The 10,286-nt window shown below is 73.4% G+C and carries 9 protein-coding genes; 6 read left to right on the forward strand and 3 right to left on the reverse strand.

Going from position 1 to position 10,286, the window contains the following annotated elements; all coding sequences use genetic code 11:
* Positions 1-43 precede the first annotated feature (43 nt).
* Together nudC and PUR56_RS14755 are read left to right on the forward strand one after the other, a co-directional pair.
* On the forward strand, positions 44-985 hold the full coding sequence (gene nudC, locus PUR56_RS14750) for an NAD(+) diphosphatase (protein WP_443034501.1): 942 nt from the start codon (positions 44-46) through the stop codon (positions 983-985).
* Between the two features lie 296 nt (positions 986-1,281).
* Positions 1,282-2,316 carry a GntR family transcriptional regulator gene (locus tag PUR56_RS14755; RefSeq protein ID WP_329949240.1) on the forward strand — a complete coding sequence of 345 codons (1,035 nt, stop codon included), beginning with the start codon at positions 1,282-1,284 and terminating at the stop codon, positions 2,314-2,316.
* A gap of 25 nt (positions 2,317-2,341) precedes the next feature.
* On the opposite strand, the gene PUR56_RS14760 is transcribed toward PUR56_RS14755, so the two are convergent.
* Positions 2,342-2,599, reverse strand: coding sequence for a mycoredoxin (locus PUR56_RS14760; protein ID WP_329883149.1), 258 nt, complete (start codon positions 2,597-2,599; stop codon positions 2,342-2,344).
* Between the two features lie 251 nt (positions 2,600-2,850).
* On the opposite strand from PUR56_RS14760, the gene PUR56_RS14765 reads away from it, so the two are divergent.
* The 4 genes from PUR56_RS14765 to PUR56_RS43435 all read left to right on the forward strand — a co-directional run bounded on the left by PUR56_RS14765 (position 2,851) and on the right by PUR56_RS43435 (position 6,802).
* The gene (locus PUR56_RS14765) at positions 2,851-5,115 is read left to right on the forward strand and encodes an ATP-dependent DNA helicase UvrD2 (RefSeq protein ID WP_329949241.1); all 2,265 of its coding nucleotides are present in this window, start codon (positions 2,851-2,853) and stop codon (positions 5,113-5,115) included.
* Positions 5,116-5,396: 281 nt separating this feature from the next.
* Positions 5,397-5,873 (forward strand): hypothetical protein, encoded by a 477-nt coding sequence (locus PUR56_RS14770; protein WP_329949242.1) that lies wholly within the window; start codon positions 5,397-5,399, stop codon positions 5,871-5,873.
* A 168-nt stretch (positions 5,874-6,041) separates the two neighbouring features.
* Positions 6,042-6,407: a WhiB family transcriptional regulator gene (locus tag PUR56_RS14775; RefSeq protein WP_380355869.1), complete on the forward strand. Its 366-nt coding sequence runs from the start codon at positions 6,042-6,044 to the stop codon at positions 6,405-6,407.
* 149 nt (positions 6,408-6,556) lie between these two features.
* Complete coding sequence (locus PUR56_RS43435) at positions 6,557-6,802, forward strand: hypothetical protein (protein WP_380355913.1); 246 nt, start codon at positions 6,557-6,559, stop codon at positions 6,800-6,802.
* 241 nt (positions 6,803-7,043) lie between these two features.
* Here PUR56_RS43435 and PUR56_RS14785 read toward each other — a convergent pair whose 3' ends face one another.
* Positions 7,044-8,417, reverse strand: coding sequence for an ABC1 kinase family protein (locus tag PUR56_RS14785; RefSeq protein WP_329883145.1), 1,374 nt, complete (start codon positions 8,415-8,417; stop codon positions 7,044-7,046).
* Between the two features lie 122 nt (positions 8,418-8,539).
* Positions 8,540-10,090: an FAD-binding oxidoreductase gene (locus PUR56_RS14790; protein ID WP_329949243.1), complete on the reverse strand. Its 1,551-nt coding sequence runs from the start codon at positions 10,088-10,090 to the stop codon at positions 8,540-8,542.
* Positions 10,091-10,286: the final 196 nt, after the last annotated feature.

Below are 10,286 nucleotides of genomic sequence, written 5' to 3' on the forward strand. Positions count from 1 at the left end.
ACCCGAACCGTCCGGAGGACACATCACGTGGGGATGGAAACAGTTGAGCACCGTGCCTGAGACCGAACACCCGCTGCACCTGGCGCTGGCCCGGGCCGGGGTGGACCGGGCGGCCCAGCACCGGTTCGACGAACCCTGGCTGGCGGCCGCCTGGAGCCACCCGACCACCAAGGTGCTGCCGATCGCCGGCGGCGAGGCCTTCGTGGTCGACACCGGGCAGGGGACCGAGCTGGTCCTGATGCCCTCCTTCGAGGCGCCGCAGACCGGCGACCGGTACTTCCTCGGCACCGACGAGGACGGCGTCTCCTACTTCGCGCTGGCGGGCGAGAGCCTGCCGGGGCGGCTGGACGGCGACGCCCGCCCGGCCGGGCTGCGCGAGGTCGGCGCCCTGCTCTCCGGCCGGGACGCCGGGCTGCTGGTGCACGCCGTCGCGCTGGAGCACTGGCACCGGCTGCACAGCTTCTGCTCGCGCTGCGGCCACCCGACCGAGAAGGCCGGGGCCGGTCACGTGCGGCGGTGCACGTCCTGCGCGGCCGAGCACTACCCGCGCACCGACCCGGCGGTGATCATGATGATCACCGACGACGAGGACCGCTGCCTGCTCGGCCGCCAGGCGCTCTGGCCCGAGGGACGCTGGTCGACGCTGGCCGGCTTCGTCGAGCCGGGGGAGTCGATCGAGCAGGCGGTCGTCCGCGAGGTGTACGAGGAGGCCGGGGTCCGGGTCTCCGCCGTCTCCTACGTGGCCAGCCAGCCGTGGCCGTTCCCGTCCAGCCTGATGCTCGGCTTCATGGGCAAGGCGGATCCGTCGGGCACCACGATCACCGTGGACGGCGAGGAGCTGGCCGAGGCGCGCTGGTTCTCCCGGGAGGAGCTGCGGGCCGGGATGGCGGCGGGGGAGATCCTGCCGCCGTCGGGGATCTCGATCGCCCGGCACCTGGTCGAGCTCTGGTACGGGGAGCCGTTGCCGTCGGCGGCCCGCTGGTAGTCACCGGGGGGCCGGTGGCGACGGGCTCGAAGGCCGGCGGGCCGGGCGTAACGGGCCCGGGTGTAACGGGCCGGCCGTAATTCGAGTGGATTGAAGCGTTCTTGATATTGGGGGCGCGCGGACCAGTTCCGTGCGCCCCCAATATTCCTTCCGAAACCGTCGGCTTCCGATGTTCGTAACCGGAGCGGCCCTGTCCAGTACGGCACGTGCGCGGGTGCCGGCCGCCGTCACCGATCCCGGGCGACTTTGTCGCAAACGCCTGAAAGCCCGTCGCCGCCCTCGCTACATTCTCTCGGGTGACAATCCCACGGGGCACCGCCCAATCCCCCAAATACCAGCGCCTCGCCGCAGACCTGCGCCGACGGATCGCCGAGGGCGAGTTCACCACCGAGGCCGCCCTCCCGGTCGAGAGCGAACTGGAACGCCAGTACGGGGTCGCCCGCAACACCGTCCGGCTGGCCGTCGACGTGCTGGTCAACGAAGGCCGCCTGGTCCGGCTCCAGGGCAAGGGGACCTACCTGCGCGAGCACCCGGTGCTCGACCACCGCGCCTACGGGCCCGCGCCCGGCCGCGACGTCCGCCCCAGCCTGCCGGGGCCGGCCGGACCGTCGGGCGCCTCCGGGTCCGCCGGGTCCTCCGGGCTCTCCGGATCCGTCGGGTCCGTCGGGATGCCCGGGCTCTCCGGGGCCCTGGTGGCCTCGGCGGCGTCGGGGAGCACGGCGGCGACGGGGACCACGGGAGCGCCGGGTGCCCCGGGGGCCGAGGACGGCCCGCGCGACTGCCTGGCCGTCCCCAGCGCCGTCTACCGAGGCGAGGCCGCCGACGCCGGACGCGAGCTCACCGTCGACTTCGAGATGATGATCGTCCGGGCCCGGATCGACATCGCCGAACGGCTCGGCCTGCGCCCCGGCGAGGCGATCGTCGTCCGCCGCCAGCTGCGCCTGCTCGACCGCGAGCCCTACTCCATCGAGGAGAGCCACTACCGGGCGGGCCTCGCCGCCGGCACCCCGCTGATGGAGCCCGACCAGATCGACGGCGGTGACGAGGCGGTGCTCGCCGCCCTCGGACGCACCGAGATCGGCGCGGTCGACCACCTGGTCGCGCGGATGCCGGGCCCCGAGGAGGCCCAGTGGTTCCAGGGCGGCCCCGGCGTGCCGCTGGTGGTCCAGACCCGGGTCACGTACGACCGCCGCGGGCCGGTCCGGGTCATCGAGACCCGCTACTCCGCCGACCGCAGCCGGCTGGTCTACGGCATCGGCGACCTCGCCGCCCGGGCGTCGCTGCCCGCGCCCGCCGCACCCGTCGACCCGGCCCGGGCCGACGCGCCGTAGCGCGCCGTGCCCGGGCCCGCGGACCTCAGGCCGCCAGGGCCTTCTTCACCTGGAGCAGGCTCGGGTTGGTCATCACGACCCGCTCGCCGCCGCCCGTCGGCTGCACCAGCACCGTCGGGACGGTCTGGTTGCCGTTGTTCACCGACTCGACGAAGGACGCCGACGCCGGGTCGTCCTCGATGTTGATCTCGGTGTAGCCGATGCCTTCACGGTCCAGCTGGCTCTTGAGCCGGTTGCAGTAGCCGCACCAGGTCGTGCTGTACATCGTCACGCTGCCGGACATCGGGGGGACTCCTTCGAAAGAGAGAGGGGCGTACGGTTCCAGGAGGAGAACGTCCGCCGTACGGCGGTCATTCCGCGCCCCGGCCGGCGGCCCCGCGTCGTTCCGCGCGGTCGCGGAGAAGCACACCCCGGCGTGCGGCGAAGGGAACGCGCCCTCAAGTGCGACAACCCGCCGGACCGTGCAGCGATCATCCTGCGATCACACCGCACCTGTGGACAACCGCTCCCCGGTTGTCCGAGCGGGCTGAGAGGATGGAACGCATGCAGGAAGACCTCTTGAGCGGCATTCCGTTCGACGACCACGGCAGCGACCGGTCCGGCCGATACGACGCCACCGGTCCCGACGCGGTCCTCGCCGGGCTCGACCCCGAACAGCGGGCCGTCGCCACCGCCCTGCACGGGCCCGTCTGCGTCCTCGCGGGAGCCGGCACCGGCAAGACCCGGGCCATCACCCACCGCATCGCCTACGGCGTGCGCAGCGGTGTCTACCAGCCCCAGCAGGTCCTCGCGGTCACCTTCACCGCCCGCGCCGCCGGCGAGATGCGCGGCCGCCTGCGCCAGCTCGGCGCCGAGGGCGTCCAGGCCCGCACCTTCCACGCCGCCGCCCTCCGCCAGCTCCAGTACTTCTGGCCGCGCGCCGTCGGCGGACCGGTGCCCCAGCTGCTGGAACGCAAGGTCCAGCTGGTCGCCGAGGCCGCGAGCCGCTGCGGCCTGCGCGTCCAGCGCACCGAACTGCGCGACCTCACCGCCGAGATCGAATGGGCCAAGGTCACCCAGATCGGCCCCGACGACTACCCCGCCGCCGTCCAGAAGTCCGGCCGCGAGGCCCCCCGGGACCCGGCCGAGACCGCCCAGGTCTACCGCGTCTACGAAGAGGCCAAGACCCGCCGCGGCGTCATCGACTTCGAGGACGTCCTGCTGCTCACCGCCGCCATCCTGGAGGACCGCCCCGACATCGCCGACCAGGTCCGGTCCCAGTACCGGCACTTCACCGTCGACGAGTACCAGGACGTCTCCCCGCTCCAGCAGCGCCTCCTCGACCAGTGGACCGGACCAGGCGGCGGCGCCAGCCTGTGCGTCGTCGGCGACGCCAGCCAGACCATCTACTCCTTCACCGGCGCCACCCCGGACTACCTGCTCAACTTCCGCACCCGCCACCCCGAGGCGACGGTCGTCAAGCTGGTCCGCGACTACCGCTCCACCCCGCAGGTCGTCCACCTCGCCAACGGGCTGCTCTCCCAGGCCCGCGGCGAGGCCGCCCGGCACCGCCTCGAACTCGTCTCCCAGCGCGAGGCCGGCCCCGAGCCCGTCTACACCGAGTACGAGGACGAGCCGACCGAGGCCGAGACCACCGCCCGCCGGATCAAGGACCTCCTCGCCGCCGGCGTCCGCGCCAGCGAGGTCGCCGTGCTCTTCCGCACCAACGGCCAGTCCGAGGTCTACGAGCAGGCCCTCGCCGACCTCGGCGTCCCCTACCAGCTCAAGGGTGCCGAGCGGTTCTTCGAACGGCCCGAGGTCCGCGACGCCGGCGTCCTGCTGCGCGGCGCCGCCCGGGCCGGCTCCGACCCGCTCACCGACGACGCCCCCGACCTCGCCGGCCAGGTTCGCGCCGTCCTCGCCACCCGCGGGTTCACCGCCGAGCCGCCGGCCGGCTCCGGGGCCGTCCGCGACCGCTGGGAGTCCCTCGCGGCGCTCGTCCGCCTCGCCGAGGAGTTCGAACGCACCCGGACCGCCGAGGGCCTGGCCGGCGACCTCGCCGCCTACGTCGCCGAACTCGACGCCCGCGCCGCCGCCCAGCACGCCCCCGCCGTCGAGGGCGTCACACTCGCCTCCCTGCACGCCGCCAAGGGCCTCGAATGGGACGCCGTCTTCCTCGTCGGCCTCACCGAGGGCACCCTGCCGATCATCTACGCCAAGACCGACGAGCAGGTCGAGGAGGAGCGCCGCCTCCTCTACGTCGGCGTCACCCGCGCCCGCAAGCACCTCTCCCTCTCCTGGGCGCTCTCCCGCTCCCCCGGCGGCCGGGCCTCCCGCAAGCCCAGCCGCTTCCTCGACGGACTGCGCCCCGGCTCCAGCGCCCCCGGCGCCCGCTCCGCGGGCCGCGGCGGACGCGGCGGCGTCGAGGCGGGCGAGCGCTCCGCCGCCCGCCGGGCCCGCGGACCGGTCAAGTGCCGGGTCTGCGACCGTGCCCTCACCGAGGCCGTCGAGCGCAAGCTCCGCCGCTGCGAGACCTGCCCGTCCACCATGGACGAGGCGCTGTACGAACGGCTGCGCGAGTGGCGGGCCGCCCAGGCCCGCAAGCAGGGGGCCCCGGCCTACGTCGTCTTCACCGACGCCACGCTGATGGCCATCGCCGAGGACGTCCCCGGCACCCGTCAGGAGCTGGCCGTCATCTCCGGAGTCGGTGCCATGAAGCTGGACAAATACGGGGCCGCCGTGCTCTCGTTGTGTGCGGGGGAGGAGCCCGAGGAGGATCCGGCGGACGTCGAGGACGACCGGTCGGACGAACCGGCGTGAGCCGGTCCGGGGCGATCACAGCCGGCGTCGTGAGATGCCGCGGAGACCGTCGGGAAACTCGCCGGAAAAATAGTTTGCGCGCCGTACCGGGAGCGCAATAGCCTGCCGGAGCGGTCAAGGGGAACGCGGTCGCACGGGGTGACGCCTGTGCCACTATCTCCTGCGCCCACCAGCCACACACCAGCTTGACCAGCTCGAACCAGCTTCACCGAGACAGACATCCGAACAGTTCGGAGCCCGGGAGACCAGGCTCCGCGAGACGCCGAGAGGAGGCGAAGGCAGTGGGAACCACCATGATCACCAAAATGACTGGCCAGACCGCCGACGCTGCCCTCCTGCGCGCCGCCCACCTGCGGGCACTCGCTGAGCTGTGCGGAACCGGTCTGGGCCTCGACACCACCGGTGTCTCCGTCGCTCCCGCCACCCCCGCCCTCGCTGTCAGTGGCCTTGGCCAAACTGACCTCGGCAGCACCGGCATCAATGGCGGCAACCTCGACGGCACCAGTGTCGAAGGCGGTCTGTCCCGTGACTGGGCGTCGGTCGATGCGTCGCGCTCCCCGCGTGATGAGCGACCGATCCAGGCACCGAAGGCAGCTGTAGTCGCCATGCATGGCGACTATGCGCAGGTCGTCGGTGCCGGAAACACCCAGAAGCAGAACGAGCAGCAGATCAAGCAGGCCATGGCCGCCTTTACCGGCGCCACGGCCATCCGGATGCGGGCCTTCCGCGGGCCTGAACCCTGGAGAGAACGAACCTGAGCCAGCCTCAGGTCGGCACCTCCAGGGCCGCGGAACCCGTCACACCGGGATCCGCGGCCCTTCTGTTTTGTCCGGTACGCACGACCACCCAGGCCCTCCGGGGCCTCCGGCCCAGCCCCACCAGTCAGCTGAGCCGGACCCACTGAAAAGACGAGGAAGACGCCCACAGTGTCCACGGTCATCACACCGCCCACCCCGTCCGTACCGCCGACGAACCAGATCCAGGCCGACCAGGCCGACCCTCCGGAGGTTTCCCCCATGCAGATCACCTCGATCGACCAGGCCGAAGAGCTCGGTCTCCCCGTGCCGTGCCGCGCCTTCGACCCCGAGGTCTTCTTCGCCGAGACGCCCGCCGACGTCGAGTACGCGAAGTCCCTCTGCGGCACCTGCCCCGTCAAGGACGCCTGTCTCACCGGCGCCCTGGAGCGCCGCGAGCCCTGGGGCGTCTGGGGCGGCGAGCTCTTCGTCCAGGGTGTCGTCGTGGCCCGCAAGCGGCCGCGTGGCCGCCCGCGCAAGACCGAGGTCGCGGCGTGAACCCCGTGTTCGGAGCCGAGGCCGTCCGCCGGGGAGAGCAGCCCCCGCTGGACAGCGCCCTCCGCCGCTCCGTACGCATCGCCGCCGCCAAGGCCGACACGGCCCGCGTCCACCCCTTCCCGACAACGCACCACGAGCAGGACCACCACATGACCGCCGCCGCCGTCGATCCCACCGTCCGCGCAGAGCAGACCACCGAACGTCAGATCCAGAACAGGACCCTCGAAATGCAACTTCTCCACGAATCCCTGGCTCGCGCCCATATGCAAGAGCGCCTCCAGGAGGCGGAGCACCAACGACTCGTCGTCCGGGTCGCCCGGGCCCACCGGCTCAAGCAGAAGGCCGAGCGGGCCTCGATGCGTGCCCGCAAGGCCCTCGCCGTCGCGCTGATGTAGTCGCGCGGACGCAGTCGTCCCGGTGCCGTCGCACCGCCGACACCGCCCCGGCCACCGCCGGACCCCCGTCGTGCCGCAGGCCGCCCCCCGTACCCGGGGGGCGGCCTGCGGCCGTTGTCGCACGATCCGAGCGGGCGGTCGTCCGCCGGACGCTCCGCCGGGCTGCGCCGAGCCGGGGCGTCGCGCGCGGCCGTGCCCTCCGCCGCGCGGCGCGGAGCTGCACGGCGTACTGCCGAGCGGTTCAGCCCTTCTTGGCCGGCCCCCGCCGCTTCGCCGGGGCCGGCGGCTCCTCCGCGAACTCCGGCAGCCACTCCAGCATCTCCGCCCGGAACGGCGCCTTCGCCCCCAGCTGGCAGAGCACCCCGATCGTGCTCAGCGTCACCCGGTGGATCAACAGGTAGGACGGCGGCAGGTTCAACTGCTTGCCCAGGTTGTACGCCGGCGACCGGGGATCGGCGATCCGCGCCGCCTGCGCCCGCATCCACGCCCGGGTGAAGTGGAACGAGTCCACGGCCGCGGGCTCGATCATCGGCAGCAGGTAGTCCAGCACCGCGTCCGGATCCAGCTCGATCGAGGGCTTCACGAAGCCCTCCTCCCGCAGCATCGCCAGCACACCCGTCGCGTCCCCGGCCAGGGCCATCCGCAGCGACGCCCCGATCGGCGCGGGGAGCCCGCCCGGCAACCGGTCCACCGTCCCGAAGTCCAGCACCCCCAGCCGCCAGCCCTCCACCGGGCCGTCGTCCTTCAGCAGCCGGAAGTTGCCCGGGTGCGGGTCGGCGTGCAGCAACCCCGTCCGCGACGGACCGGCGAACAGGAACCGTGCCAGCAGCCGGCCCGCCCGGTCCCGCTCCTCCTGCGTGCCGCTCGTGATCACCTCGGACAGCGGCGTGCCGTCCATCCACTCCGACACCAGCACCTGGTCGGCCTGCGCCACGACACCCGGCACCACGATCTCCGGGTCGTTCGCGAACTCCTCGGCATGGCGTTCCTGGGCCTGCGCCTCCAGCTCGTAGTCCAGCTCCTCGGCGACCCGCTCACGCAGCTCGGTGATCAGCGGCTTGATGTCCAGCCCCGGAATCAGCGGACCCAGCAACCAGGCCACCCGGCTCAGCTGCGTGAGATCCGCGAGCAGCGCGTCCCCCGCCCCCGGGTACTGCACCTTGACCGCGACCGCGCGCCCGTCGTGCCAGACCGCCCGGTGCACCTGGCCGATCGAGGCAGCCGCGGCCGGACGCTCGTCGAACTCCCGGAACAGCTTCCGCCAGTCCTTGCCCAGCCGTTGCTCCAGCGCCGTGTGCACGGTGGCGGCGGGCATCGGCGGCGCGGCGTCCTGCAGCTTGGTCAGCGCCGCCCGGTACGGGCCCGCCACCTCCTCGGGCAGCGCGGCCTCGAAGACGGACAGCACCTGCCCGAACTTCATCGCCCCGCCCTTGAGTTCGCCCAGGACCTTGAAGAGCTGGTCGGCGGTCGCCTGCTGCAGTTCGGCCGTCACCACCTCGGCCGAGCGTCCGCCGATCCGCTTCCCCAGCCCGAGAGTGGCCCGGCCGGCTATCCCCAGCGGCAGGGCGGCGAGTCTTGCCGTGCGGGTCATTGCCTTGCGCGGAAGATCGCTCACCCGGGCCTCCAATCGACACGCCCCCGGCCCCCGCAGCGGAGGCCGGCTGTCATAGGCCATTGTGCCCGCTCGCCGCCCCGGCCCCGGCCGGATTTCGCACCCCGCCGGGGCCGGGACCGACCTCAGCCCCGGCCCCCGGGCCGCGGACGGGTGCCGATGGCCTGCGGGAACGAGAACAGCCGGTGCGGGTCGTACCGGTGCTTCACCGCGACCAGTCGCGGATAGTTCTCTCCGTAGTAGGCGCGCTGCCAGTCCGGCAGACCGGGGTCGATGAAGTTCTGGTAGCTCTCGCCGCCGGAGTGCGGGTCGAGCAGCGCGAACCCGCCGTCCACCCAGCCGCGGGCGGCGGCGACTGCGGCCTCGTCCACCGGGCCGGTGGCGATGACCGCGCCGAAGCTCGCGTTGAACTGCGCGTCGCGGTGGACGTACGCGGTGGCGGTCCGTGCCGGGTCGTTGGCCGCGCCGCCCAGCGCGCTCAGCTGGACCATCCGCTGCTGGCCCGCCTGCCGGTCGGTGCCGAGGCGGCCGATCGCGGCCTCCCAGACCGCGCGGGGCGGAGGCCCGTCGAACAGCCTGCCCCGGTCCACCGCGGCGGTCGGCCGGGCCAGTACGGCGGCCGGACCGGTGCCCGCCCGGTGGCACTGCTCCTGGGTGAAGGACCCGCAGCCGTAGAGGCCCATCATGACGGAGCGGTACGGCGCGGTGAAGCTGTTCCGGGAGGCCGGGACCGCGCCGACCAGCGAGACCAACCGGCCGATCTCCGCCGAGAGTTCGGCCTCGGTGCCGACCGAACCGATCAGCACCGAGATGAACGGGGGCGCACCGGGGGCGGCGGGGAGACCGACCACGGCGCCGCCGCCCAGCGTCCGAGGGGCGTCGGGCAGCCAGTGCGCCCAGGCGTCGAGCAGGTCGACCGCGTGGTCGAAGGTCCAGGAGAGGTTGGCCAGGGTCAGCGTGGCCAGCGGGACGGCCTTCACCGTGTAGGAGGTGACGACACCGAAATTGCCGCCACCGCCGCCGCGCAGCGCCCAGTACAGGTCGTCGTGGTCGTCCGGGGAGGCGGTGACCGTCCTGCCGTTCGCCAGCACCACACGGGCGGAGGTCACCTTGTCGCTGGAGATGCCGACGTGCCGGGTGAGCAGGCCGATCCCCCCACCCTGGAGGAAGCCGCCCAGGGAGACGGTGGGACAGAACCCGCCGGACACCGCGAGGCCGTACGGGGCGACGGCGTTGGTCACGTCGACCAGCTGGGTGCCGCCGCCGAAGGTGGCCGAGCCGTCGGCGGCGACGGCGGCCGAGTTGAGGCGGGAGACGTCGATCACCAGCCCGGTGCCGGTGGAGTAGCCGCCGCCGCTGTGGCCGCCGGCGCGGACGGCGATCGGGATGTCCTGGTCCTGGGCGTAGCGGAGACAGAGGGAGACGTCGGCCTCGTCGGCGCAGTAGGCGACGGCGGCCGGTTCGACGGCGTCGAAGCGGGCCTGGCCGATCTGCTTGGCGACGCCGTAGGCCGGGTCGCCGGGGAGGACGAGGGTGCCGTGCAGACGGCCGGAGAGCCGGGACCAGCGCCGTCGCCGGGTCTCGGCGGTCGTGGCGACGGCGGGGAGAGCGGGGACGGCCGCCAGCGGGAGGGCCAGCGCGCCGGCACTGCCGAGGAGCGATCTGCGAGTGATCATGCCGGGACCTTTCGGTGAGGTCGTGCACGAGCGTTGCGATCGGTGGAAGGGGCCATCTTCCGGTCGTCGGCCGGGTGGCCGACGACACAGTAGCGCAGGGGGTGGGCGGGGGACGGGGGGTTCGGGAGGCCCTTTCCGCGCTTCGGGGGGGGGCGCCGCCCGCCGCCCCCCCCCCCCCCCCCCCCCCCGCCGGGCG

The sequence above is a fragment of the Streptomyces sp. BE303 genome, assembly GCF_036290945.1.
Taxonomy (GTDB): domain Bacteria; phylum Actinomycetota; class Actinomycetes; order Streptomycetales; family Streptomycetaceae; genus Kitasatospora.